The following is a 23899-nucleotide window of genomic DNA, read 5'->3' as shown; positions in this document are numbered from 1 at the left end:
TGTAAAATGCCTTCTTATCGTTCGCGTACCACCACCCACGGCCGCAATATGGCCGGCGCGCGCGGCCTGTGGCGGGCGACGGGGATGAAGGACAGCGATTTCGGCAAGCCGATCATCGCGGTCGTCAACAGCTTCACGCAATTTGTTCCGGGTCACGTCCACCTCAAGGACCTTGGACAGATGGTCGCGCGCGAGATCGAGGCGTCGGGCGGGGTTGCCAAGGAATTCAACACCATCGCGGTCGATGATGGCATCGCGATGGGTCATGACGGGATGCTCTATAGCCTGCCGTCGCGCGACCTGATCGCGGATTCGGTGGAATATATGGTCAACGCGCATTGCGCCGACGCGATGGTGTGCATTTCCAACTGCGACAAGATCACTCCGGGCATGCTGATGGCGGCGCTGCGGATCAATATTCCGGTCGTGTTCGTGTCGGGCGGACCGATGGAAGCCGGCAAGGTGATCCTGAAGGGCAAGGAGGTCGCGCTCGATCTGGTCGATGCGATGGTTGCCGCCGCCGACGAGAAATATACCGACGAGGAAGTGGACGAGATCGAGCGCGCGGCGTGCCCGACGTGCGGGTCCTGCTCGGGCATGTTCACCGCCAATTCGATGAACTGTCTGACCGAAGCGCTCGGCCTGTCGCTGCCGGGCAATGGCTCGACGCTCGCAACGCACGCCGACCGCAAGGAATTGTTCCTGCGCGCAGGCCGCATCGCGGTTGAAATGTGCAAGCGCTATTATGAGCAGGACGACGAGAGCGTCCTGCCGCGCAGTATCGCGACCTTCGAGGCGTTTGAAAATGCCATGAGCCTCGACATTGCCATGGGCGGGTCGACCAACACCGTGCTTCATCTGCTCGCCGCAGCGTTCGAAGGCGGTGTCGATTTCACCATGGCCGATATCGACCGGCTGTCGCGCCGCGTGCCCTGCCTGTCGAAGGTCGCCCCGGCGAAAAGCGACGTCCATATGGAGGACGTCCACCGTGCCGGCGGGATCATGGCGATCCTCGGCCAGTTGGAACGTGCGGGTCTGCTCCATGCGCATCTGCCGACGGTGCACAGCGCAACGCTAGGCGATGCGCTGAACAAATGGGATATCTCGCGGACCAACGACCCCGCTGTGCAGAAATTTTTCATGGCGGCGCCGGGCGGGGTGCCGACGCAGGTGGCATTCAGTCAGGAGCGGCGCTGGGATGCGCTCGACCTCGATCGCGAAAATGGCGTGATCCGCTCGGCCGAACATGCGTTCAGCAAGGATGGCGGGCTGGCGGTGCTGTCGGGCAATATCGCGCTCGACGGCTGCATCGTGAAGACCGCCGGGGTTGATGAATCGATCCTGAAATTCGCCGGCCCTGCCAAAGTCTATGAGAGCCAGGATGCTGCGGTCGCGGGGATTTTGACCGGGCAGGTCGTCGAGGGCGATGTCATCGTCATCCGCTACGAAGGGCCGAAGGGCGGGCCGGGGATGCAGGAAATGCTGTATCCGACCAGCTATCTGAAATCGAAGGGGCTGGGCGCCGCCTGCGCGCTGATCACCGACGGGCGTTTTTCGGGCGGTACGTCGGGGCTGTCGATCGGCCATGTCTCGCCCGAGGCGGCTGAGGGCGGAACGATCGGCCTCGTCGAAAATGGCGACCGGATCGAGATTGATATTCCGAACCGCACGATCGAGCTGGCGCTGCCCGAAGGCGAGTTGGCGAAGCGCCGGGCGGCGATGGACGCCCGCGGTGCGACTGCCTGGCAGCCCGAAAAGGCCCGCCCGCGCAAGGTTTCGGTAGCACTTCAGGCCTATGCCGCGATGACGACGAGTGCTGCGCGAGGCGCGGTGCGCGACCTGTCGCAGTTGAAATAGGGCCGGGGGCAAGGAATGGAGCGAGCGGAAAAGGCCAGAGTCGGGGGCGTTGTTATGCTGTCCTTGCTGTTGATCGCCGGATGCCGTGAAGCGCCAAAGTCCGACACGCCGGTCGCTGCCGATGCGAAGGCTGCGAGTGCGGCGGCCAGTGATGGCCGCGTTGCCTGTGCGCTTGAGGGTGCGAAAACCTATGATCGCAGCTGCACGATCGAGGAAATGGCGAGTGCCGACGGCAGCGTGCTGGTCGTCGGGCGTGGCGATGTCGGCTATCGCCGCTTGCTGATTGCCACCGACGGACGCGGGCTGATGTCTGCCGACGGCGCGGAGCCTGCGAAGGTAACGATTGTCGGCGACGGGCTGATCGAGGTTGCCGTAGCAGGCGATCGCTATCGCTTGCCCGCGAATACCGGCCGCGCGAAGTAGCGCGATTTTTGCGGCGGTCGTGCTAGATTGAAGGCATGTCCGTTCCCGCCGACGCCCCGATCCTGACCAGCAAAGCGATGCGCGCTGCCGAGATGGCGTGCGCGGCTTCGGGCGTGTCGCTTTCCGAACTGATGGACCGCGCAGGCGCGGCGGTGACCGATATCGCATGGCGTATGGCGGCGGGATCACCGACCCTGATCCTGTGCGGGCCAGGCAACAATGGCGGCGACGGCTATGTCGCGGCGCGATTGCTGGCCGAGCGCGGCGCGGAGGTGCGCGTTGCGGCGCTGGTCGACCCTGCGACCGAGCTTGCCCGTGCGGCGCGCGCGCGGTGGAGCGGGCCGGTCGAGCCATTGGTTTCCGGTCTGGAGCCGGCGCCGCTGATCGTTGATGCACTGTTTGGTGTCGGTCTGTCGCGGCCGTTGACCGATGGTCTTGTTGATATTTTGCAAAGCCTTGGCGGGCGGCGTGTGCTGGCTGTCGATGTGCCGAGCGGGGTCGATAGCGACGGTGTGCAGCACTGGTCGCCACCGCTGTGTGCCGATGTCACGGTGGCGATTGGCGCGCTCAAGCCGGCGCATGTCCTGGTGCCCGCCGCGCAACATTGCGGCAAGGTGCTGCTGGCACCCATCGGCATACAGGCGGAAGGAGCGATGCGAACGCTGCCGCCTGCCCGATCAACCAAGCCCGATGCCGTCGCGCACAAGTTTAGCCGTGGCATGGTCCTTGTGCGCGCTGGCCCGATGGCCGGCGCCGCGGGGCTGGCCTCGGCCGCGGCGTTGCGAGCCGGGGCGGGATATGTCGTACTGAGCGGGGCGGGCCATGCACCTTTTTCCGCGATCATCGCCGAGAATGGCGCGGACTATGCGAACCGTCTGGGCGACAGGCGCATCGGCGCGGTGGTTGTGGGAGCGGGATATCCGGCGGGCCATGCGCTCGACCATGACGTCATGACGGCGCTCGACGCGGGCAGGCCCGTCGTGCTCGATGCGGCCGCGATCGGAGCCGCATTGGCGCGCCTCCGTCAGCTGGGTGGTGCTGTTCCCGCGATATTGACCCCGCATGAGGGCGAGTTTGCGCGAGCCTTTTCCGATCTTTCGGGCAGCAAGATTGACCGCGCGCTGGCTGCAGCAGCGATGGCGGGAGCGGTGGTGGTCTACAAGGGGGCCGACACCATCGTTGCCGCGCCTGACGGCCGTGTCGTCGCGGCATGGCCGGGAAGCCCGTGGCTGGCGACGGCGGGAACCGGCGATGTGCTCGCGGGAGCTTGCGGCGCCATGCTGGCGCGCGGTGGCGATGCCTTTGATGCGGCGGTCGCGGCGGTGGGCTGGCATATCGCACGGGCGACGCGTATAGGCCCCCGCCTTGTCGCCGACGATCTGGTTAGGGAATGAAATGACTGAAGCAGCGCTGATCGAGCGCATTGCCGCGCGCGGCGATGGCGTGACGGCCGATGGCCGCCATGTTGCGGGCGGCGTCCCCGGCGATCGCGTCGGCGATGATGGCGCGCTGATTCCCGGACCGAACCGTGCTGCGCCGGCCTGCCGCCATTTCGGCAAATGCGGTGGCTGCCAGCTTCAGCATGTTGCCGAACAGGCACTGGCCGATTTCGTCCATGATCGCGTCGCGGGCGGGCTTGCAGGACAAGACATGCCCAGCGATATGGTGCTGCCCGCGCTGCTGTCGCCGCCGCAGAGCCGCCGCCGTGCGGTTCTCACTGCGCTGAAAATGGGCAAGCAGGTTTCGATCGGTTTCAACGCCGCGCAGACCAACCAGATTGTCGACATGCGCGAATGTCCGCTGCTGCTCCCCGAACTCTTCGCGCTGATCGCGCCGCTGCGTACGCTGCTGGCGGTGATCGCGCCGCAGAAACGCCCGGTGAAGGTCAAGTTGCAGATGCTTGATCAGGGTGTCGAAGTGATTTTGGAGGGCGTGAAGGCCGAGGGGCTTGATGCCGCTATGGGGCTGCAGGATTTTGCCGGCGCGCACAAGCTGGCGCGCCTCGCGATCGATCAGGGCGACGGGCTGGAAACCGTCTGGCAGCCGGAGCCGCCGACGATGCGTTTCGGGGACATATTGGTCGAAGTGCCGGCTTTTTCTTTCCTGCAGCCCACCGCGGCTGGGCAGACGGCGCTTGTCGATGCTGTGCGCCGCGCGATTGGCGATGCTCCTGCAGTTGCCGACCTGTTCGCCGGGGTAGGCACCTTCGCGCTATCGGTGCAGGCGGGGCGCAAAGTCTATGCTGCCGAGGGCGCGCGTGATGCCGTCGCGGCGCTGACTGCCGCCGCCAACCGCGCCCGGGCGCTGGTCGCCACCGAACATCGCGACCTGTTTCGTCGCCCGCTGATCCCCACCGAGCTCGATCGTTTTGGCGCGGTCGTCATCGATCCCCCGCGCGCGGGGGCCGAGGAGCAGGTGGCGCAGCTGGCGGCATCGGCAACGCCGGTGATCGCTTATGTTAGCTGCAATCCGGCGAGTTTCGCTCGTGATGCCAAGACGTTGATCGAGGGTGGCTATACGCTCGATTGGGTGCAGCCGGTGGGGCAGTTCCGTTGGTCGACCCATGTCGAACTGGCGGCGCGCTTTTCGAAATGAAGCGTCGCCCCCGCGAAGGCGGGGGCGACGACTATTTTAGTGCACCACGAACCCGATGAATGCATGCACGCACAGCGCGAGCAGTGCGAGGCTGGCGAGGGCGAAGACGCCAAAGCGCCACATCACGCGGTTGACCGTCACCTGGATCAGGCTGTGGAGGATGCGAAGGCCCACATAGGCCCAGGCGATCTGCGCGTTCAATCCGCCGCCCATGCCGCCGATCGCGAGCGCCAGCGCGACGGCGTAGAAGACCGTCGGCTGTTCCATCAGATGATTGTAATTGTGCGCCTTCCACTGGACTTCGGCGGGAAGCAGGTCGTCGAGCCCCTTGCCGGTGCCGCCGACCATGGTTTTGGCGTCGATCTTGGCGCGCTGCATCGCCGGGATGCGCGTCGCGTACATCCACAGCCACATGACCATCGACCACAGCGCGAGGGTCGCAACGGGACCAAGAATTGCGTTGGTTTCCATGATAGTTTCCTCTCAGCCCAAAGTGGCGATGACGGCGAGCAGGGCCAGCGCGATCAGACACAGGCTCGACAGGGCGAAAAGGGCGAGGCGCACCGGGATGCGGTTGACCGTCGCCTGCCACAGGCTGTGGGCGATGCGCAGTACAACATAGGCCCAGGCGAGGCCGCGGGTCAGGTCGGTGCTGCCGCCCGAGAGATGCAGGAAGATGATCACCGCGTAGAAGAGCGTCGGCTGTTCGAGCAAATGGGAGTAATTATGCGATTTCCAGTTGGCGAGTGGCGGCAAGATCCCCTCGAGGTTGGCGCCGCGACCACCCGGCGGTGCGGCTTTCAGGTCGATTCCGGTCTTCGCCAGCGCCGAAAAGCGCGACACAAGGACCCAGCCGAGCATGACGAGCGTCCACAGAACGAGCACCGCACCGGGTGCTAATAGACTGGCAGGCATAGTGATTTCCCCCTCTTTTGATTGTGCGCGATGCTAGGGCGCGCGGCCCGATATGCAACGGCCGATATTCAGGCCTTGCCGCCCGCTATTTCGGCGCGGATCGACGCGCCGTCGCCATCGACGCGCGGCGCGAAACCAAGGTCGCGGGCTGGCGCCGCGCCATATTTCACCGGCGGTTGCATCTCGTCATAGGCGCCAACATCGGGATGCGCGCGGCGGCGGAAAAAACCTGTGGCAGCGAGGTGCGGGTCGCCCTTGATATCCTGCAAATCGCGCACCGCCATCGCGGGAATGTCATTCGCGGCGAACAGCTCCAGCCATTCGGCGGTCGTCCGCGCCGGGGTCTTGCGTGCGATCTCGCTATAGATGATCGGCATATGCTGTCTCGCGGCCTTTGCGGCCTCAAACTCTGCGGTCTCGAGCAGGTCGGCGCTGCCGAGCAGCGTCATCAGCCGCGCGGTCGAGTCAGGGGTGTAGGGGACGATCGCGAGATAGCCGTCAGCGGTGGGGAAGGGCTGGCGCGTCGCGTCGAGCTGGCGCGGATAGCCTGCGGGTCCGATTGGCGGATCGAGCGTCGCGTCGCACAGATGTTCGGTGAGCATGAACGAGGCGAAGCATTCGAACATCGGCACCTCGACCGCCTGTCCCTCGCCGGTGCGCAATTTGTGGACGAGCGCGGCGAGGATCGCCTGCGCGCCATAATGTCCCGCGACCTTGTCGGCGATCAGCGAGGGCAGGTAGCGCGGGCGCGGGTCGCCGTCGACGCGCGGCAACAGGCTGGTGGTCCCCGTCGCGGCCTGGATGACATCGTCATAGGCTTGGAGGTCCGCGTAAGGACCGTCCTGTCCGAAGCCGGTGCCATGGACATAGATGATGTCGGGTTTGATCGCCTGACAGCCGGCATAGTCGAAGCCGAGCCGCGCGATCGCGCGCCCACGGACATTGTGGAAAAAGACATCGGCAGTGGCGATCAGGTCGCGCAGCACCGCCGCATCCTCGGGTTTTTTGAGGTCGAGCGCGATCGAGCGTTTGCCGCGGTTCACGGTCAGATGGATCGACCCCATGGTGGGATCGGGAATGCCGTTGCCGAGATAGCGCGAGACATCGCCGAGGCCGGGGGCCTCGACCTTGATGATTTCGGCGCCGAGGTCGGCGAGCATCTGGGTCGCATAGGGGCCGAAGATCACCGTCGTCAGGTCGATGATGCGGATACCGGAGAGCATCGTCATGCGCGGATGGCTCGCGGGGAAGTGGGGGAGGGGCAGATCGTTGCAAAGTCCACACGGCCCATATAGCGTCTCTCCTGTCTCTGTTTCGCAATATGGTTGCAGAAGAAAACCGAAGAGGCAATCGGCCAAGGGCTTTTAATGCGGAGCGGTCGCTGTCCTGCGGTGTGCCGCGACGCACGAGATCACGCTGCCGCTGATCAGGAGGAAGGCCGAGGCTTCGAGGATCGTCGGCCCGCGCTGTTCCCAGGCAAAGCCATAGATGAGCGCAAAGAGCGTTTCGAACAGGATCATCTGACCGACGAGGGTAAGCGGCAGCAAGCGGCTCATCCGGTTCCACAGCGCGTTGCCGGCGATCGAGGCGAGCAGCGCGACGCCGATCGACACCGCGGCGAACTGCGCCCAGTCGGGCCCGTCATGCGCGCGGGTGCCGATGATTAGCGCGACCGGGATAAGCAGCACGCTCTGCATGCCGGTGACGATCCCTGTGAGCAGGTTCCAGTCATGCCCCGAAATGCCGTCGAGCCGCGCGAGCCAACGGGCGTTGCCCACGGCAAAGATCGTCCATAACACCAGCGCGCCGATCGCGCACAGCAGCCCGACGATCGGGGCGAAACTGGTGCTGGCGGCGAGGGTGACGATCGCCTGCCAGCCGATGCACACCGCGCCGGCGGCGCAGAGCAGCAGCGAGGGGATAAGCTTCGCCAGTGGAACGGCTTTATGATCGCGGCTGCCGATGATCGTCACCGCGACCGGCAGAAAGGCGATGACGAGCGAGGTCATCGCGATGCCGCCCATCTGAACCGCGCTCGCCAGGAGGATGAAGTAGATGGTGTTGCCCGCGAGCGCGAGCCAGCCGAGCGCGAGCCATTCGCGCCGCCCCAGCCGCGCGGTCAGTGCCCGCCACCGCGGCGCGATGAGCAGCGCCGAGATCGCGCCATAAGCAAGGTAGCGGCCGATCGTCAGCTCGAGCGGGCTGAACGCGCGGGCGAGTTCGGGCGCAAGGAAGACGAGGCCCCAGAGCGCGCCCGCGCCAGTCCCGCAGGCAATGCCGATCAGCGTCGATTCGCGGTCTCTCATCATCTTCTCACTTGTGCTCCATTCCGAACGAAGCGGGGCATATCATCGGCACGGCGATTAATGCGCTCTTGATTGAAGTCCGAAATGCAACAAATACTCGGGCAATCATGTCCCGGCCCGTCGACAGCTCCGCGCGCAAGATCGATTCGTTCGATCGCGCGATCCTTCGCATCCTGCAAAAGGACAACAAGACGCCGCAGCGCCAGATTGCCGAGGCGGTGAATCTGTCGGCCGCCGCGGTGCAGCGGCGCGTCGCCGCGATGGAGAGCGCGGGGGTGATTTTGCGCAATGTCGCGCTCGTCGATCCCTATGCCATTCCCCTGACGATCACCTCGATCGTCGAGGTGCGGCTGCATGACGAGCGAACCGCGACCGTCGACGCTGCGAAAGCGCTGTTCCGGGAAACTCCTGAAGTTCAGCAATGCTATTATGTCACCGGCGGGATCAGCTTTGTGCTCGTCATCGTGACGTCGGACGTGCGCGCTTATGAGGCGCTGACCCGCCGTCTGTTCGCAGAAAATGACTATATCGAAAGCTATCGCTCGCTGATCGCGCTCGACCGGGTCAAGGCCGACACGAGCATCATCATCCCCTGACGCGGATCATTGCGCCGGAACGGGTTCGGCGCTGTCGGTGCCGGCGTTCGCATAGGTGGCGGAAATCTGGCGATAGGATTTCGACCGGAGCGCCGCGATGGTGACAATGATGCCGAGCAGGCCGGTGATCGTGAAGACGAGCGCGATACCGCGTTCGGGCCCGCGCCCATACCAGTCGCCGATTGCTTCGGCGCCTGCGCCATCGGTCATCAGCGGCACGAAGACGAACTGGGCGAGCGGGGCGATGAGAAAGGCGGTGAGCGGCGAGGCGGCCTGTTCGATCGACTGGGCGAAGCCGAAGACGCGGCCCTGTCGCTCGAACGGCACGACCTTTTGCAACGCGGTTTGTTCGGCGGCTTCGGCGTAGGGGCCGACGAAGAGCCAGATGAAACAGCCGATCGCGAGCAGCGGGATCGATGACTGGAGGGTGAAGACGGCGGCGACCACCCATTCGATCATACAGACGAAGAGCAAGGTGCGGATCGGATTGGCGCCGAGGCCGGTGCGGGCGATCATCGCGCCGCTTAGGATGAAGGCGCAGGAGACGAAGGCCCAGAGCAGCCCCCATTGCTCGACCGCCATCAGTGACAGGCCATAAGCGTCCATCAACGCCATGAAGACGCCGCCAAGCAAATTGTTGAACGATGAAAAGAGGATCAGCGCGAACAGCCCCGAAATGCCGGTGACGAGGCGAAATGTCCCGGCGAGATCGATCCGGTTCGGCGCGTCATGCTCGCTTGAGCTGCGGGGCTCGTCGACAGTAACGAACAGCAGGTGAAGCGCGACGCAGAGCGCGAAGATCATCGCAAAGCCCAGCGTCGCGACCATCCCGCCCCATGCGACCAGAAAACCGCTGATCGCCGAGGTGGTGAGAAAACCGATGCCCGATACCATGCCGACGAGCCCGTTCGCCTTGTCGCGCCGGTCCTCGGGGACGAGGATCGTGACCAATGTGGGCAGCGCGATCATGCGAATATTGCCGACGATGACCCCGGCCATGGTGAGCAGGATGAATAGCCACAGCGTGATGCTGGATGTATTCGCAGCACGAATATCGGCATCGAACGCATAGGCGCCGAGCGCTGCGGCATAGAAGATCGTCGACATGATGCTGGAGGCGATCATCATGTTGCGCTTGCGATGATGGTCGACAAGGCTGCCGAACCAGATGCCGAGCGTCGCGGTGATCACCAGATAAATACCCGCGATCATCCCCGTCGCGAAGACCGACCGCGTTTCAAGAAAAATCCAGAAGGTCAGCGCAAACCACACCGTGAAATTGGCGACATTAGCGACCAGATTATTGACGAGAAGGTGATGGAAGGGCTTCATTACACGCAATCTTTATGGCGCAATTCGATGTCGCCCTGCCGAAATGCTAGCATGGCCGGCGGGTATCGAAAAGATGTGCGGCTCGATCCGCGAAAAGCCGCACTATGGAGCGGGCTGTTCCGCGTCGTTCCGGCCAAAGAGCAGAACGCCAATTGCGGTGACGATCAGCATGGCGACTGCGACCGACAGCACCGCCTCGAACGACCGATCGAACGCATGGCGGGCGAGTTCGACGAGGCTCGCCGCCGATCCGGCATCCATCGTCTGAGCGGCGATCAGGGCCTGGTCGAGGCTGTCGTGGATATTCGCGGGGGCGTCGAGGTCAGCGGGAAGCATGATGTAATGCGTATAGGCGGCGTTCATCACGCTGCCGAGAATGGCGACACCAAGCGCTCCGCCGAGTTCGAACGAGACTTCCTCGATCGAGGCCGCCATGCCCGATTGCTCGACGGGTGCGTTGAGCATGATCGCGCTCGATGCCCCGGTCATCGCTGACCCGATGCCAAAGCCGAGCATGACGAAGCTGATGATCTGTACCGCCGTACCGGCGGAATAGGTCGCAAGGTGTAGCGCCATGCCGAGGCCCGCGAGCAGCAGTCCGGACCAGAGAATCCGCTGTGCGCCGAAACGCGGCATGCTCGCGCCGACCATCGGGCCGGCGAAGAAGGCCGCGACGGGGATCGGGAGGATGAAAATGCCGGCCTCGAGCGGAGAGAGCCCGACGACAAGTTGCAATCGCTGGCTGAGCACCAGTTCCAGCCCGACCAGCGCCGCGAGCGATATCATGGCGACCACGACCGCCGAGGTGAAGCTGGCGCTGCGGAACAGTGAAAAATCGATCATCGGCGCTGTCATGCGGATTTGCCGGCGAACGAAGATCAGGATGAAGACGGCGCCGATCGCCAGCGTGGCGATCGCGAGCGGCCACGAGGGGTCGCGCTTCGCCAGTTCCTTGACCGCGAAGACGACGCCGACCAGTCCGATCATAATCTGAAGCGAGCCCAATATGTCTACCGGGTGGCTGGGGGTCGTGCCGGGTTTCGGGATCAGGATCAGGCCGGCAAAAAACGCGACGATGACGATCGGCGCGTTGATCAGAAATACCGACCCCCACCAGAAATATTCCAGCAGCAAGCCGCCAAGGACCGGACCGAACGCGGCGCCACCCGCCGATACCGAAGCCCAAATCCCGATCGCGACCGAACGCTCCTGTTCATCCTCGAAGACATGGCGGATGATCGACAGCGTCGCGGGCATCATCGATGCCGCGCCCACCGCGAGCAGGACGCGCGCACCGATGAGGATTATCGGCGATAGCGCAAAGGCGGCGACTAGCGACGCGATGCCGAAGACCAGCAGGCCAAAGAGCAGCATCGCCTTGGGACCGAAGCGGTCACCCAGCGCGCCGAAGCCCGGTAGCAGGCCCGCCACGACCAGCGCATAGGCGTTGACGATCCAGAGTTTCTCGGTAGCCGAAGCGTCCAACGCGTGGGTCAGGGTCGGCAATGCCGTGTAGAGCACGGTCATGTCGATGGTGATCAACAGTAGCGCGCTGGAGGCGATGGCGAGCACAAGCCAGCGATTGCGAGGTTGCATGTCAGAGCCTCCGGTCATGGTAGCGGGGCGCGATGATCGGGTCTGGAATTCCGAAACGCAAGCCGTTCATAACCGGGAGGAAAATCAAATCGAGCGCTCCGCTCGAGAGGCGAACGGAGCCCCCGGATTCACCGACCGGCTTCACTGCCCTCCGGACGCGGGCAATCGCGCAAGCATCGCCACCAGTTTTGCCTGACTCGCCGCACCGGTCTTTCTGAAGATCCCCTTCAGGAGAAAGCGGACGGCATTCAGGCTGACCGCGCGCTGAGCCGCATAGTCCTGTAAACTATGGCCGGCGGCGAGTGCGACGGCCAGTCGCGCCTCGGCCGGGGTCAATGCGAACCATTGCGCGACCCGGTCGATCTCGACGACGGGCGTTTCGCCGGGCGCGCTCCCCAGGGTGACGATCAGCGACGCGCCCGCGCTGAACCCGCCGATCTGCCGCGCCGATTGCTGTGTTATGCGGGCGACGAGTACGGGACATTCGGCGCCCGACGCGGTGACCGTCTGAAAGGCGAGCCCCGCCGGGTTGGGGCTTTTGACGAGATCGATCAGCTTTTTCTGATTCGCGGGGTGGGCGAAGGCAAAGCGATCCTGCGCGAGGCGGATGAAACCGGCCTCGGCATATTGAGCGGCGCGGCTGTTGGCGGCGAGGATGTTCAGCTGATCGTCGAGGCTGAAAATGGCGAATGGCGCAAAATTGGCTGCCGCGCGCGCGGCGCCTGCGGCGAGTTCCAGTGTCGCGATGCGATCACTGATCCGCATGGCGCGCTGGATATGCGGGGCAAGAACGCGGAGGCCGCGCTTGAGGGTCTCGACATCGCGGTCTCCCGGGCCAGGCAGCATCAATCCCAAACGCTCGTTTCCGCGTCGGTCGAGCATGACGCATATCAGCCGATCGATTCCCCACGGTGCCAGGAAATTGCGGAAAAAGGCCGATTCCGAAAACTCCTCGCGGGTCATGATGTCGTTGCTGTCGATGACGCTGCCGTTACCGTAGCGCATCAATTTTCGCGACCATGGGTGGTTTCCGGCATAAACCGCCGAATAAATCTCCTGGACGCCGGCAGCGAGCCCGGAGGCCGCGACAAAATGCGCCTGGGGTGGGGTGGTGCTTTCCCAGAGAATGAAGGCCGCTTCCCAGCTCAAGGGGCATAAGGCCCCGGTTATCCGGGCGAGGGTTTCATTCCAGCATTCGGGATGGAGCACCGAATCGTAAATGCGCCCGATCAGCGCGTTCAGAGTTTCCCATTCGGCGGGTTCATTATGACCCCGCGCAAGGACCGGAGCATGATCAATCGACACGCGCATCCCCCCGTTGAGATGATTGGCCGCGACGAAATTTGGTCCAATCGACACAATATACCAAGGCACAACGCGGAAGGCGTATAAAAAGTTCATTCCGCTACCCGAGTGGGTAGCGAAACTGCGCTTCAAATGGGTCATTGATCGGATGCGACCCGAGGGCAGGATGGTCCAAAAGACCATCCTGTTTCTTTTAGGCCCGTCGGTTTTTGACCGGCGGGCTTCCTTTTGGGCTACTCCCGCCTAGATCGCCCCGATCAACGCCGCGAGCGTGCGCAGCCTTTCGTCGTTGCGGCGGTAGAAGGTCCATTGCTTGATGCGTTTCGCCGTCACGAGGTCGCTGCCCTGCAGGACACGCATATGTTCGCTAAGGGTCGACGCATTGATACCGAGCTTTTCGGCGATCAACTGCCCGCACACGCCATCGTCGACCAGATCGCCGTCGACCTGCGGCCGGAAATGCGCGCGCGGATCTTTCAACCACGCGAGGATTTGCAGGCGGCGCGCGTTTCCCAGCGCGCGAAACAGGTCGGCATCGGTCATGTCGATAATTTGCCAATCAACGAACTATGTGTCAACTTTCGCGGCGAATCAAACGGAGTATATCCATGCCCTTGCTGCCCTTTTCGACCGTCGATGTGTTCACCCGGACCCGCTTTGGCGGCAATCCGCTCGCGGTGGTGACCGGCGGGGAGGGGCTTTCGGATGCGAGGATGCAGGCGGTCGCGGCCGAGTTCAACTTGAGCGAGACGACCTTTATCCTGCCGCCGGCGGACCCTGCGCACACGGCGCGGGTCCGCATCTTCAACCGTAGCGAGGAAATGGCGTTCGCCGGGCATCCGATGGTGGGGACGGCCTATGTGTTGGCGGCGGCCGACCCCGCCTTAGCCGCTGCGACGTTCGAAATTACTGCCGGGATCGTCGAAATCGAGATCGCGCGGAATGCCGAGGGCGCGCCCGTTGGCGCAACGGTCGAGGCGCCGCAGCCGCTTGGCATCGGCGAGACGGTGGCGCCAGAGGTCGTCGCCGGCATGTTGGGGCTTGCGCCCGGTGACATCATCATGGCTTCACATCCGCCGATCGTCGCGACGGTCGGCAATCCTTATGTCATCGCCGAAGTGAGCGCGACGGCGCTGGCGCGCTGCGTCCCCGACCTGACGGCGTTCCGCGAGGCGTTGGCGGCGCGCCCGCGGTTCGGCACGCGGCTGTCGGTCCATGTCTATTGCAAGCAGGGCCGCACACTGCGCGCGCGCATGTTCGCGCCGCTGGCGGGAACATGGGAGGATCCGGCGACGGGTAGCGCGAATGCGCCGCTTGCGGGACTGCTCCTGTCGCTCGAGCCCGATACCCAGGAAGCGCGGTTCGAAATTCATCAGGGTGTTGAAATGGGGCGACCGAGCCTGCTCGACGTCACCGCGCGGCGGACGCCCGACGGCATTCGCGCGACGCTGCGCGGTATGTGTGTTCCGGTGATGCGCGGTGAGATCGACTGCGGCTGAGGCCGGCGGGCATAGTGGATAAAGAAGGGGCTGGTCGCATCGCTGCGCCAGCCCCTTGTGTCTCGATTATATGATGCCGCTCAGAACAGCTTGGTCACCGTCGCGCTGCGGCGTTCCTGTTCGACTTCGCCGGTGTAGAGGCTTGCCATCGGCTCGTCGCTGACGACGTGGATTTCCTCGGCGCCAAAGCCGTTGAACTTGGTCCGCATCGCGCAGCCATAGGCGCCGAGCATGCCGATTTCGATGAAATCGCCCGCCTTGATGTCCGCCGGCAGGAAGAAGGGCCCTGCCATATGGTCGAGGTCGTCGCACGTCGGGCCATAGAAGCTGAATGCGACCAAGTCGGCCTCGCTGCGGACGTCGCGCTGCAAATTGACCGGAAAGCGCCAGTTCACATGCGCGGCGTCGAACAGCGCGCCATAAGCGCCGTCGTTGATATAGAGCTCGTCGCCGCGGCGCTTTTCGACGCGCACGACCAGCGAGCTATACTCCGCCGACAGCGCGCGGCCGGGTTCGCACCACAGTTCCGCCGAATAGCTGATCGGCAGGCTTTCGAAGCTGCGATGGATTGTGTCGAAATAGGCGCCCAGCGGCGGGGGCTCCATGCCGGGGTAGGACGACGGAAAGCCGCCACCGACATCGATAATGTCGACGGTGACCGACGCCGCGACGATCGCGGCGCGGACGCGTTCCATCGCCTGCGCATAGGCATGCGGGGTCATCGCCTGGCTGCCGACATGGAAGCAGATGCCGAGGGCATCGGCGGCCTGGCGGGTCGCCATCAGCAGTTCGGCAACCTCGTCGGCTTCGGCGCCGAACTTGGCGGCGAGGCTGAGCTTCGAATGGTCGGACGAGACGCGCAGCCGCACGAGCAGGTTCAGGTCAGCCGCGCCTTCCGTCGCACGGACGATCTTTTCGAGCTCGTCGAGCGTGTCGAGCGAGAAGGTCCGCACGCCATGCTTCCAATAGGCTTCGGAAATCGCTTCCTCGGCCTTTACCGGATGCATAAAGCAGAGCGTCGCCTGCGGCAGGGTGCGCGCGACGAGCCGCACCTCGGCGATCGAGGCGACGTCGTAATGGGTGACACCCGAATCCCACAGCACGCGCAGCAAGTCAGGCGAGGGATTCGCCTTGACCGCATAAAGGGTCGTGCCGGGAAAGCGGTCGATGAAGAAACGCGCTGCGCGCCGCGCGGCGTGCGGGCGGACAAGCGTAACAGGTTCGACCGGCGAAAGTGCCTGAATCAGCCCGTGGGCGCTATGATGCTGGTGCAACTCAAGGGACCCCCAAAAATAAGTTTAAACATCCGAGGCTGCCTTGCGGTTATTGGAAGTCCCCCTGGGGCAGCGGAGGCGCATATATGGTGGGGGGTCCCCCCTGTAAAGACCCTATGCTTGCATCCGGTCGCGGACGAGACACTTTATGTCGCCGATGCGAAGCGATAATAAGCTATTCCGGGCCTTTCGCGCTATGCGAGTGGCACAGCCAAAGGAAAATCGATGGTATCGCGCGCCGACGTCAATCATGATTTCACCGACGCGGAGCTCGCCGAACTGGCGGTTTATGGCATGGTCGAGTCGCACAAGGCGGGCGATCTGCTCGTCGCCGAAGGCACGATGGCGCCCGACTGCATCGTCACCCTGTCGGGGCAGACTGACATCTTCGCGTCGACCGACGAAGGGCGAAAGCGCGTCGGCTGGATGGAGCGGGGGCAATTTGCCGGCGATCTGTCGGTACTCACCGGCCAGCGGCATTTGTCGCGGGTCGAGATGGGCGTCGATGGCGAGATACTGCGCATCGCCCACGCCGATTTCCAGCGGCTGATCGCGGCCAATTCGCATTATTCGGACATCTTCGTCCGCGTCCTGTCGGCGCGGCGCGAGTTCAGCAACCACCGCGGCTTTGCGGTGGTGATCGTGATCGGCGCGGCGATGGACCGCAGCGTCTATGCGCTGCGCGACCTGCTGGCCAAGCATGGCGTCGCGCACCGCTGGTTCGACCCCGCCGAAGGGCCGGTCGCGGCGCATCTGATGGCCGAGCGCGGACTGACCGAAGACCAGCTGCCGGTCGTTATATTGGGCGCGGCAGATGTGCTGGCTCAGCCTACTCCCGAACAGCTGGCCGCGGGACTCGGGCTCGACCTGCTCCCCGATGGGGCGACAGCCGACGTCATCGTCGTTGGCAGCGGCCCCGGCGGGCTCGCGGCGGCGGTCTATGCCGCGTCGGAGGGGCTGACGGTGATCGCGATCGATTCGCTGGCGCCGGGCGGTCAGGCAGGGACGTCGTCGAAGATCGAGAATTATCTGGGCTTTCCGACCGGCATTTCGGGCAATGAACTGGCGCGGCGCGCGACGGTGCAGGCGCAGAAGTTCGGCGCGCGGATCGTTGCGCCGGTCCGCGGGTCGGCGATCGACCGCGACGGCGACGCTTATTGCCTGAGCCTAGCCGACGGCCGGAGGCTGCGGTCGCGCGCGGTGGTGATCGCGAGCGGTGCGCAATATCAGCGCCTGCCGATCGACGGCATCGAACATTATGAAGGGCGTGGCATCTTTTATGGCGCAACGCCGATGGAGGCGCAGCTGTGCGGCAATGCCGAGGTCACCGTCGTCGGCGCGGGCAATTCGGCGGGGCAGGGCGCCATCTATCTCGCCAATAGCGCGCGCAAGGTTCATGTCGTTTTTCGCCGTGGCAGCCTGCGCGAAACCATGTCCGAATATCTGGTCAAGCGACTGGAGGAGCATCCGAATATCGAGCTGCATGCTTCGACCGACGTCGTGGGGCTGCACGGCGAGGAGCGGCTCGATGGCCTGACCTATCGCTGCCGCGAGAGCGGTGCAGAGAGTGGCTGCGGTTGCAGCTTCCTGTTCCTCTTCCTTGGCGCAAGCCCCAACACCGGCTGGCTGCCGAAGGAAATGGTGTGCGACGAGCGCGGCTTCGTGAAGACCGGCGTCGACATCGCGCCGGTGGAGCTGGTCAAGGCGGGCTGGTCGCTCGACCGCATGCCCAGCCGGTACGAAACCAGCTGGCCGCGCATTTACGCCATTGGCGACGTGCGCAAGGGATCGGTGAAACGCGTCGCGTCATCGGTCGGCGAGGGATCGGTGGTGGTTAGCGACATTCATCAGGCGCTGGCGGAGATTGGTGCAGCGGGACCGTGAAGGCCTGATTACAGGATTTTCGGCTGCTGCTGCGTCGCGCAGTGGATGCCGCCGCCCGACTCGCCGATCGCATCGATGTCGAGCATTTCGATCGTCCGCTCCGGATAGAGTGACCGGAGCATTTCGCGGGCGTGGCCATCCGCTGCCTTGTCACCGAACTGGGCGGCGATGACGGCGCCGTTGCAGACATAATAATTGACATAGCTGGCGACGAAATCGGGTTCGAAGGACCGGATGTCGACCGGATCGGGCAGGCGAAGAATCTCGAGTTTTTGCCCCCGCGCATCGGTCGATTGCTGCAGAATTTTCAGCGTCTCATGCCCCGACACCGACCAGGGGTCTTCGGGATCGATGGTGTCGCCGAGCTGGATCAGCAGCTTGCCGGGGCCGACGAAGCGGGCCAGCGCGTCGATATGATAATCGGTGATGTCCTTGCCCGCGATCCCGGGCGCCCAGATCATTTTCCTGCCGCTGAGCGCCCGCAGCAGCTTCTCGCCGACCTCCTGCTCGCTCATCCGGTTGCGATTGGGGTTCACCCAGCAGCTTGCATGCGCCAGCAGCGTTCCCGCCCCGTCATGCTCGACCCCGCCCTGTTCGCCGACAAGCCTCGTTTCGATCAACGGTATCCCGAGCCGTGCGGCGACGCGTTCCGCAACGCGCGCGTCCTGCGCATGCGGCTGCTTGTTGCCCCAGCCATTGAAGCGAATATGGGCGATGGCGAGCTTGCCCGCGGTGTCGTGGACGAACGTCGGCCCGGAATCGCGGCACCAAAGATCGTCGGTCGGAATATCCCAAAGCTCGACCGCATCCGACAGCAAGGCGCGTGCGCTGGCCGCATCGCTGTCTGCGACCAGCATCGCAACGGGCTCATAGCCGACGATGCAATTGGCAATTCGCGCAATCGCACGCTGGACACGCCGAAGCGACGCCCTGTCATAAATGTCCAGATTGACGGGCCATTGCATGATCGTCCGTTCATGCGGGCCGGATTCCAGCGGCATTTCATAATGTGCGGCGGTGTTGGCCATGCTGTTCCCCACATCAGAGCAGCCCCAAAGCGAGGAGGATAGCGCTGCGCCGGCACTGGCGCCCAGAAAATCTCGTCGGTCCAACGGCCATCTCCCTTGCCGCGCGCGCCTGCCCGCCTAGCCGAGACGTGTCTTGAAATCCTCATAGCCGAATTCGCGGATGAGCTTCAATTCGTCGCTTGCGCTGTCCCACAGCCAGATCGAGGGCAGCGGCACGCCGTTGAAGGTGTTGGTCTTCACCATCGAATAATGCGCCTGGTCGAGGAAAGCGAAGCGCTGGCCGATCCGCGCGCCGCCCGGGAGGCGGTAATCGCCGATCACGTCGCCCGCGAGGCACGAGGGGCCGCCGAGCCGGGTCGGCGCGCCGTCGGCGGCTTCGCCGAGCATCGCGGGGCGATAGGGCGCCTCGATCACGTCGGGCATGTGGCAGGTCGCCGAAATGTCGGTGATACCGATCGGCATGCCATTATCGAACAGGTCGAGGACTTCGCCGATGAGGATGCCGGCGTCGAGCGCGATCGCTTCGCCGGGTTCGATCATCACGTCGCAATTGGTCTCGGCGCGGACTTGCTTGAGGAAGGCGATCAGATCATCGACCTGATAATCGGCGCGGGTGACATGATGGCCGCCGCCGAAATTGATCCATTTGAGCTGCCCGAAGAAGGGGCGCAGCATCGGGTGGATCGCGGCCCAGGTCCGCGCGAGTGGGGGGAAATCCTGTTCGCACAGGCTGTGCATATGGATGCCGTCGATGCCCTCCATATGTTCGGGGAGCAACTGACTGACCGGGAAGCCCAAGCGGCTGCACGGTGCGGCGGGGTCATATTTGGCGACCTCGCCCTCGCTGTGCTGCGGGTTGATGCGCAGGCCGATGTCGAAGGTTTCCCCCGCAGCGCGCAGTTCGTCGAGCAGCGGGCGGAAGCGCGCGATCTGTCCGGGCGAGTTGAAGATCAGATGGTCGGACAGGCGCGCGATCTCGGGAAGGTCGGCTTCCTTGTAGCCCGCGCAATAGGTCGCAACCTCGCCGCCATATTCCTCGCGGCCGAGCCTGGCTTCATACAGGCCCGAGGCGCAGACACCGTCGAGATATTCGGTCACGGTCGATCCAAGCGACCACATGGAGAAGGCCTTGAGCGCCGCGAGCACGCGTGCGCCGGATGCGTCACCGATGTGACGCAGCACCGACAGGTTCGCGCGCACCTTGGCCGCATCGACGACAAAGGCGGGGGAGGGGACGTGAGTGAGGTCGAAGCGCGCGAAGGCTCCGGGATCGCCGGCTCTGGTTTCCATGGAGGGGCATTTAGTGGCTATCGGCCCCGAATGAAAGGCTCGCGATCCGCCTTCGGCCAAAAGAGCCGGACAGGTGCGGCGCGGTGACAGGCTCCGTACGGCGCTCCCCTGGTCAGTTTGGATCGAGCCGGATCAGGCGCCCCGTTGGTCCGTCTTCGAGCGCCCAGATCGAGTCCGTCGGTACAGCGCCGTGGCCACCCACCTTCAATGATCGCACCCGGAAACCGAGCGGGATGCGCGACAGTTCGGCTGCCCCGGTACTGGAGGCGCTGACGAAGATCAGGCTCTGGGCATTGAGCCCGGCGATGATGTACTGATCGGTCCCGCATCGGAACGTGACACTTCTACACCGGATCAGGCCGGTCGCAGCGATGGCCGGCATCCAGCTGAGGACCGGCGTAGCGATATCGCTTCCACCGGAGACCGGCCAGCCATAGTTCCGTCCGCGTTCGATCAGGTTGAGTTCGTCTCCGCCATTCGGTCCTGTCTCGCTGGCGTATAAGTCGCTGATCGAGTTTCCGAATGCCAGTCCAAGAGGGTTTCGATGCCCCAGCGTCCAGATTTCCGGCCTTGCACCTGCTGCGCCAACAAAGGGACCGTCGGTCGGGATCGTGCCGTCGGTGTTGATGCGGATGATCTTGCCGAGCGTGCTGCCCAGATCCTGCGCCGAAGCCGTCTGCCCCCGGTCGCCGACCCCGACGAACAGCTTGTCGTTGAAGATGGCAAGGGCGCCGCCAAAATTTTCGGATGAGGTCAGTCGCTGGCTTTGTCGCCACAGGACCGTGACGTCCTCGAGGCGGGGCGTGCTCGAATCGTTTAGCCGCGCGCGCGCGACGACAAGGCTGCTGCCTCCCGTTCCGGCCTCGACATAGCTGAAATACATACGGCCCGACCCGATAATAAACGGATCCGGAATGATATCCAGCAATCCGCCTTGCCCCGTAAAGTCGACTGTCGGAACATTCGCAAGAAGGGTGGATGTTCCGGAGGGGGCCACGATCCGCATCGTTCCTTCCCGTTCGGCAACCAGCATCCGGCCGCTTTCGAGGAAGAACAGCGCCGAGGGGTAGCGGAGGGTCGTCACAACCGTCTGCGTGACAGCGCTGACTGGTGTCGGCGTGGGCGTCGGCGTCGGCGTCGGCGTGGGTGTCGGGGTAGGAGTCGGTGTTGGTGTCGGGGTGGGCGTTGGCACGACGACTACTGGCGGAGTTGTCGAGGAGTCGGATCCGCCGCCGCAACCGGACAAGATTGCGGACATCGCAACTCCGGCCATCAAGCACGTCCGCTTGGCAATCGCCCCGACCTTGCGTCTTTTGATCATTTGGCGCCTCCTGCTGCACATTTCTTCGTTAGTTTCTCGCGTGATAAAATAATCGGCGAGCCGATGCTAGCGTGCATCGGGGTTGGTTGAGCGATAGATTGGGAGAAGGGAGAAGGGAGAAGGGAGAAGGGAGAAGGGAGAAGGGAGAAGGGAGAAGGGGGAAGGGGGAAGGCGGGGCATGGCAGCGCGCTTGCCTGTCGCGACCTGCGCCGAGGCGGCTTTGGCATCGGCTGGGCACTTTCATTGTCAGGCCGCAATCGGCCCCTTGAAGATGAAGAAAGCGCCCGTAGCGATCAGGCCGAAGCCGACGAGGTGGTTCACGGTCAGTTTCTCGCCGAGCCAGAAGACTGCGAAGCCGGCAAAGATGAGAAGGGTGATGACCTCTTGCAAGGTCTTGAGTTCGGCGGCGCTGTAAACGCCATAGCCGATGCGGTTCGCGGGAACGGCAAGGCAATATTCGAAGAAAGCGATGCCCCACGCGATCAGGATCGCCAGCCACATCGGCCGCGACATATCGCCCAGATGCCCATACCAGGCGAAGGTCATGAAGATGTTCGAAATGATGAGCAGCCCGATCGGGGCGAGATAAGCGGTCATCGATTGTCTTTCCCGGCGGTCGGCATTTCTCGGCTAGCGGCTTTTACCGGCGGTGCCTGGCGACGCGCAAGTGACCGCGGCATGGTCCTGCGCTTCAACCGGCTGAGCGCGGGCGGGGTGATGCCGATATAGGCGGCGAGATCGGCCTGGCTGACCGTGTCAGCGATATCGCCCAGCGCATCGAGTGCGGTGCGGTAGCGGGCTTCGGCTGACAGGCAGAGCAGTTCATATTCGCGCTGCTCCTTGCGGCGGGCATAGGCCGACAGAAAGCCGATGACGGCGTTCGCCAGCGCGGGGTCGGCTCGCGCGGCGCTTTCGAGCAGGGCGAAGGGCAGGCTGATCGTGGCCGAGGGGAGGAGCGCAACGAGGCTGAAGGTGCAGGACGCATCGCCGTCCATCGCGACCATGCTGCCGATGACCGCGCCCTTTGGCACGAAGGATTTGATATGCTCGCGGCCGTCGGGCCGCACATAATAGGCCTTGAGCAGGCCTGAGCTGATCAGAAAAAGTCGCGGGTCGCGGTCGCCCTGACGGAATAAATGCCGCCCCTCGGCGACGCTCGTCCGCTCGCCATGCTGATCGATAAAGGACTGTAATCCGGTCAAATTGCCCTCGGGTAATTACGAGGCGCGCCGCTGCGCCCACATCCTCTGTTTCCGATTCGATCCATGATGAAGGCCGCCATGAAACTGACCGACCGCCATATTGTGCTGACCGGAGCCACTTCCGGCATCGGCCGCGAAATTGCAACCATGCTTGCGCCGGTGAACCGGTTGACGATGATCGGACGGCGCCCCCCGCCGGCGCTGGAAGCTTCCGCCGCGGGGGCCCATCGCTTTGTCGAAGCCGACCTCGCCGATCCAGAGGCGGTACGGATCGCGGCGGTCGTGCTTGCGGCGGAGGGCTCGCCGGTCGATGGGCTGATCAACTGCGCTGCGGTGCAGTTCACGCCGCGGCTTGTCGATCCCGACTTCGACCCGGCTGGAGTCGCGCGCGAAGTTACGGTGAACTTCGTTGGCCCGGTTCTGCTGATCGCGGGGCTGCTGGAGACGATGCGGCGAGCCGAAGCGCCCTTCATCCTCAACATCAATTCGGGACTGGGTCTTGTGCCCAAGGCGCGATCGGCGGTCTATTGTGCGAGCAAGGCGGCGCTCGACAATTTCTCGCAAAGCTTGCGCGGGCAACTGGCTGATACGCATATCCGGGTGATGCAGGCGTTCCTGCCAGTCGTCGACACACCGATGACCGAGGGGCGTGGCAGCGACAAGATGTCGGCAGCTTCGGCGGCGCGGGCCATATTGCGGGGGATCGAGCGCGGAATTGCCGACAATGATATCGGCAAGGTTTCGCTGCTCCGGGCGTTACGGCGTCTTTCGCCCGCGCTCGCGGCGCGCGTGATGCAGGGGCACGGCCAGTGAAAAGCCTGATCAAGATGATGGCCGGGCTTGCCGCCATCTTCGCCTCGACTTTTGTCATCGCCCGAATGCTCGGCATTCTCACCGTCGACAATGTGCGAAGCTGGCTCGATGCCGCGAGCGATCTGTCGGGACCAGCGGTGGCGGCGGTCGTGGTCGCGCTGCTCTTCCTCGACCTGTTCGTGGCGGTGCCGACTTTAACCGTGATGATCCTTGGTGGATATTTCCTCGGCTTTCTGCCGGGGCTTGCCGCCGCGCTCGCGGGTTCCTGCCTCGCCGCCGTCGTGGGCTATGGCCTTGGCGCACGGTTCGGCGTCCGGATCATCGAGCGTATCGCAAAGGACCCCGCAGAGCGGATACGGATGGAAGAGGCCTTTGGTCGGCACGGCGCAGCGATGATCCTGTTCGCCCGCGCGGCGCCGATCCTGCCCGAAGTCACGTCGTGCATGGCGGGTGCAAACGGTATGCCGTTCGCGAAATTTGCCTTCTTCTATCTGTTGGCGACGCTGCCCTATGCGGCGATCGCGGCCTGGGCCGGGTCGATCAGTTCGCTCGATGATCCATTGCCGGCCATCTATGCCGTCGTGGGGCTTTATGCGCTGTTCTGGGCAGGCGGTTATGCCTACCGGCGCCGGAACGCCCGGAGGGCGCCCGGCGCGGGGTAAG

Annotated in this window: 23 protein-coding genes; 9 read left to right on the top strand and 14 right to left on the bottom strand. The window is 64.1% G+C overall.

Features of this window, described 5'->3' with window-relative positions:
• Positions 1–6: 6 nt before the first annotated feature.
• Genes ilvD through AC1RRJ_RS08240 form a run of 4 tightly spaced genes read left to right on the top strand, consistent with a single transcriptional unit; the run spans position 7 to position 4875 of the window.
• On the top strand, positions 7–1857 hold the full coding sequence (ilvD, locus tag AC1RRJ_RS08255; protein WP_493121328.1) for a dihydroxy-acid dehydratase: 1851 nt from the start codon (positions 7–9) through the stop codon (positions 1855–1857).
• 54 nt (positions 1858–1911) lie between these two features.
• Positions 1912–2280, top strand: a complete 369-nt coding sequence (locus AC1RRJ_RS08250) for a hypothetical protein (RefSeq protein WP_493121326.1) — start codon at positions 1912–1914, stop codon at positions 2278–2280.
• Between the two features lie 35 nt (positions 2281–2315).
• Complete coding sequence (locus AC1RRJ_RS08245) at positions 2316–3674, top strand: NAD(P)H-hydrate epimerase (RefSeq protein WP_493121324.1); 1359 nt, start codon at positions 2316–2318, stop codon at positions 3672–3674.
• 1 nt (position 3675) lies between these two features.
• Entirely contained in the window at positions 3676–4875 is a 1200-nt protein-coding gene (locus tag AC1RRJ_RS08240) for a class I SAM-dependent RNA methyltransferase (RefSeq protein ID WP_493121322.1), read from the top strand.
• Positions 4876–4911: 36 nt separating this feature from the next.
• Here the strand turns inward: AC1RRJ_RS08240 and AC1RRJ_RS08235 are convergent, their stop codons facing one another.
• The 4 genes from AC1RRJ_RS08235 to AC1RRJ_RS08220 form a co-directional block, all read right to left on the bottom strand.
• Positions 4912–5346, bottom strand: a complete 435-nt coding sequence (locus AC1RRJ_RS08235) for an MAPEG family protein (RefSeq protein WP_493121320.1) — start codon at positions 5344–5346, stop codon at positions 4912–4914.
• 12 nt (positions 5347–5358) lie between these two features.
• Positions 5359–5790, bottom strand: a complete 432-nt coding sequence (locus tag AC1RRJ_RS08230) for an MAPEG family protein (RefSeq protein WP_493121318.1) — start codon at positions 5788–5790, stop codon at positions 5359–5361.
• A gap of 68 nt (positions 5791–5858) precedes the next feature.
• Complete coding sequence (locus tag AC1RRJ_RS08225; RefSeq protein ID WP_493121315.1) at positions 5859–7019, bottom strand: CaiB/BaiF CoA transferase family protein; 1161 nt, start codon at positions 7017–7019, stop codon at positions 5859–5861.
• A 135-nt stretch (positions 7020–7154) separates the two neighbouring features.
• A complete protein-coding gene (locus AC1RRJ_RS08220; RefSeq protein ID WP_493121313.1) occupies positions 7155–8099 on the bottom strand; it encodes a DMT family transporter in 945 nt (314 codons plus the stop codon).
• A 104-nt stretch (positions 8100–8203) separates the two neighbouring features.
• On the opposite strand from AC1RRJ_RS08220, the gene AC1RRJ_RS08215 reads away from it, so the two are divergent.
• Entirely contained in the window at positions 8204–8692 is a 489-nt protein-coding gene (locus AC1RRJ_RS08215; RefSeq protein ID WP_493121311.1) for an Lrp/AsnC family transcriptional regulator, read from the top strand.
• 6 nt (positions 8693–8698) lie between these two features.
• Here the strand turns inward: AC1RRJ_RS08215 and AC1RRJ_RS08210 are convergent, their stop codons facing one another.
• The 4 genes from AC1RRJ_RS08210 to AC1RRJ_RS08195 all read right to left on the bottom strand — a co-directional run bounded on the left by AC1RRJ_RS08210 (position 8699) and on the right by AC1RRJ_RS08195 (position 13468).
• Positions 8699–10024, bottom strand: a complete 1326-nt coding sequence (locus AC1RRJ_RS08210) for an MFS transporter (protein WP_493121309.1) — start codon at positions 10022–10024, stop codon at positions 8699–8701.
• 102 nt (positions 10025–10126) lie between these two features.
• Positions 10127–11620 (bottom strand): MFS transporter, encoded by a 1494-nt coding sequence (locus AC1RRJ_RS08205; RefSeq protein WP_493121307.1) that lies wholly within the window; start codon positions 11618–11620, stop codon positions 10127–10129.
• 141 nt (positions 11621–11761) lie between these two features.
• Positions 11762–12979: a helix-turn-helix transcriptional regulator gene (locus AC1RRJ_RS08200; protein ID WP_493121305.1), complete on the bottom strand. Its 1218-nt coding sequence runs from the start codon at positions 12977–12979 to the stop codon at positions 11762–11764.
• 189 nt (positions 12980–13168) lie between these two features.
• Positions 13169–13468, bottom strand: coding sequence for an ArsR/SmtB family transcription factor (locus AC1RRJ_RS08195; RefSeq protein ID WP_493121303.1), 300 nt, complete (start codon positions 13466–13468; stop codon positions 13169–13171).
• A 65-nt stretch (positions 13469–13533) separates the two neighbouring features.
• Between AC1RRJ_RS08195 and AC1RRJ_RS08190 the strand changes: the two genes are divergently transcribed.
• The gene (locus tag AC1RRJ_RS08190; RefSeq protein ID WP_493121301.1) at positions 13534–14424 is read left to right on the top strand and encodes a PhzF family phenazine biosynthesis protein; all 891 of its coding nucleotides are present in this window, start codon (positions 13534–13536) and stop codon (positions 14422–14424) included.
• Between the two features lie 80 nt (positions 14425–14504).
• Here AC1RRJ_RS08190 and AC1RRJ_RS08185 read toward each other — a convergent pair whose 3' ends face one another.
• Positions 14505–15698: a type III PLP-dependent enzyme gene (locus AC1RRJ_RS08185; protein ID WP_493121299.1), complete on the bottom strand. Its 1194-nt coding sequence runs from the start codon at positions 15696–15698 to the stop codon at positions 14505–14507.
• Positions 15699–15923: 225 nt separating this feature from the next.
• Here AC1RRJ_RS08185 and AC1RRJ_RS08180 point away from each other — a divergent pair, with 225 nt between their 5' ends.
• Entirely contained in the window at positions 15924–17582 is a 1659-nt protein-coding gene (locus tag AC1RRJ_RS08180; protein WP_493121297.1) for an FAD-dependent oxidoreductase, read from the top strand.
• Between the two features lie 8 nt (positions 17583–17590).
• Here AC1RRJ_RS08180 and AC1RRJ_RS08175 read toward each other — a convergent pair whose 3' ends face one another.
• From AC1RRJ_RS08175 to AC1RRJ_RS08155, 5 genes are all read right to left on the bottom strand, one after another.
• The gene (locus AC1RRJ_RS08175; protein WP_493121295.1) at positions 17591–18610 is read right to left on the bottom strand and encodes an agmatine deiminase family protein; all 1020 of its coding nucleotides are present in this window, start codon (positions 18608–18610) and stop codon (positions 17591–17593) included.
• Positions 18611–18727: 117 nt separating this feature from the next.
• Positions 18728–19900 carry a carboxynorspermidine decarboxylase gene (locus tag AC1RRJ_RS08170; RefSeq protein ID WP_493121293.1) on the bottom strand — a complete coding sequence of 391 codons (1173 nt, stop codon included), beginning with the start codon at positions 19898–19900 and terminating at the stop codon, positions 18728–18730.
• Positions 19901–20012: 112 nt separating this feature from the next.
• Positions 20013–21173, bottom strand: a complete 1161-nt coding sequence (locus AC1RRJ_RS08165) for a PQQ-dependent sugar dehydrogenase (protein ID WP_493121291.1) — start codon at positions 21171–21173, stop codon at positions 20013–20015.
• A gap of 294 nt (positions 21174–21467) precedes the next feature.
• Positions 21468–21818 carry a DMT family protein gene (locus AC1RRJ_RS08160; RefSeq protein ID WP_493121289.1) on the bottom strand — a complete coding sequence of 117 codons (351 nt, stop codon included), beginning with the start codon at positions 21816–21818 and terminating at the stop codon, positions 21468–21470.
• Positions 21815–22423 (bottom strand): Crp/Fnr family transcriptional regulator, encoded by a 609-nt coding sequence (locus AC1RRJ_RS08155; RefSeq protein ID WP_493121287.1) that lies wholly within the window; start codon positions 22421–22423, stop codon positions 21815–21817. The genes AC1RRJ_RS08160 and AC1RRJ_RS08155 overlap by 4 nt, the downstream gene beginning before the upstream one ends.
• A 78-nt stretch (positions 22424–22501) precedes the next feature.
• Between AC1RRJ_RS08155 and AC1RRJ_RS08150 the strand changes: the two genes are divergently transcribed.
• Complete coding sequence (locus AC1RRJ_RS08150; RefSeq protein WP_493121285.1) at positions 22502–23236, top strand: SDR family NAD(P)-dependent oxidoreductase; 735 nt, start codon at positions 22502–22504, stop codon at positions 23234–23236.
• On the top strand, positions 23233–23898 hold the full coding sequence (locus AC1RRJ_RS08145) for a TVP38/TMEM64 family protein (protein ID WP_493121283.1): 666 nt from the start codon (positions 23233–23235) through the stop codon (positions 23896–23898). The genes AC1RRJ_RS08150 and AC1RRJ_RS08145 overlap by 4 nt, the downstream gene beginning before the upstream one ends.
• Position 23899 lies beyond the last annotated feature (1 nt).

It is taken from the genome of Sphingopyxis sp. GW821-FHT12C06 (assembly GCF_058807415.1).
Note: the sequence above shows the minus strand (reverse complement) of the source record. Positions and strands in the feature narration are given on the sequence as shown.

Excerpts from the sequence above, each read along its gene's own strand:
- AC1RRJ_RS08230 (WP_493121318.1), bottom strand. The coding sequence starts at position 5,790 with ATGCCTGCCAGTCTATTAGCACCCGGTGCGGTGCTCGTTCTGTGGACG.
- AC1RRJ_RS08235 (WP_493121320.1), bottom strand. The coding sequence starts at position 5,346 with ATGGAAACCAACGCAATTCTTGGTCCCGTTGCGACCCTCGCGCTGTGG.
- AC1RRJ_RS08205 (WP_493121307.1), bottom strand. The coding sequence starts at position 11,620 with ATGCAACCTCGCAATCGCTGGCTTGTGCTCGCCATCGCCTCCAGCGCG.
- AC1RRJ_RS08160 (WP_493121289.1), bottom strand. The coding sequence starts at position 21,818 with ATGACCGCTTATCTCGCCCCGATCGGGCTGCTCATCATTTCGAACATC.
- AC1RRJ_RS08220 (WP_493121313.1), bottom strand. The coding sequence starts at position 8,099 with ATGATGAGAGACCGCGAATCGACGCTGATCGGCATTGCCTGCGGGACT.
- AC1RRJ_RS08250 (WP_493121326.1), top strand. The coding sequence starts at position 1,912 with ATGCTGTCCTTGCTGTTGATCGCCGGATGCCGTGAAGCGCCAAAGTCC.
- AC1RRJ_RS08240 (WP_493121322.1), top strand. The coding sequence starts at position 3,676 with ATGACTGAAGCAGCGCTGATCGAGCGCATTGCCGCGCGCGGCGATGGC.
- AC1RRJ_RS08215 (WP_493121311.1), top strand. The coding sequence starts at position 8,204 with ATGTCCCGGCCCGTCGACAGCTCCGCGCGCAAGATCGATTCGTTCGAT.
- AC1RRJ_RS08190 (WP_493121301.1), top strand. The coding sequence starts at position 13,534 with ATGCCCTTGCTGCCCTTTTCGACCGTCGATGTGTTCACCCGGACCCGC.
- AC1RRJ_RS08170 (WP_493121293.1), bottom strand. The coding sequence starts at position 19,900 with ATGGAAACCAGAGCCGGCGATCCCGGAGCCTTCGCGCGCTTCGACCTC.
- AC1RRJ_RS08245 (WP_493121324.1), top strand. The coding sequence starts at position 2,316 with ATGTCCGTTCCCGCCGACGCCCCGATCCTGACCAGCAAAGCGATGCGC.
- AC1RRJ_RS08180 (WP_493121297.1), top strand. The coding sequence starts at position 15,924 with ATGGTATCGCGCGCCGACGTCAATCATGATTTCACCGACGCGGAGCTC.
- AC1RRJ_RS08165 (WP_493121291.1), bottom strand. The coding sequence starts at position 21,173 with ATGGCCGGAGTTGCGATGTCCGCAATCTTGTCCGGTTGCGGCGGCGGA.
- AC1RRJ_RS08150 (WP_493121285.1), top strand. The coding sequence starts at position 22,502 with ATGAAACTGACCGACCGCCATATTGTGCTGACCGGAGCCACTTCCGGC.
- ilvD (WP_493121328.1), top strand. The coding sequence starts at position 7 with ATGCCTTCTTATCGTTCGCGTACCACCACCCACGGCCGCAATATGGCC.
- AC1RRJ_RS08195 (WP_493121303.1), bottom strand. The coding sequence starts at position 13,468 with ATGACCGATGCCGACCTGTTTCGCGCGCTGGGAAACGCGCGCCGCCTG.
- AC1RRJ_RS08225 (WP_493121315.1), bottom strand. The coding sequence starts at position 7,019 with ATGACGATGCTCTCCGGTATCCGCATCATCGACCTGACGACGGTGATC.
- AC1RRJ_RS08175 (WP_493121295.1), bottom strand. The coding sequence starts at position 18,610 with ATGGCCAACACCGCCGCACATTATGAAATGCCGCTGGAATCCGGCCCG.
- AC1RRJ_RS08210 (WP_493121309.1), bottom strand. The coding sequence starts at position 10,024 with ATGAAGCCCTTCCATCACCTTCTCGTCAATAATCTGGTCGCTAATGTC.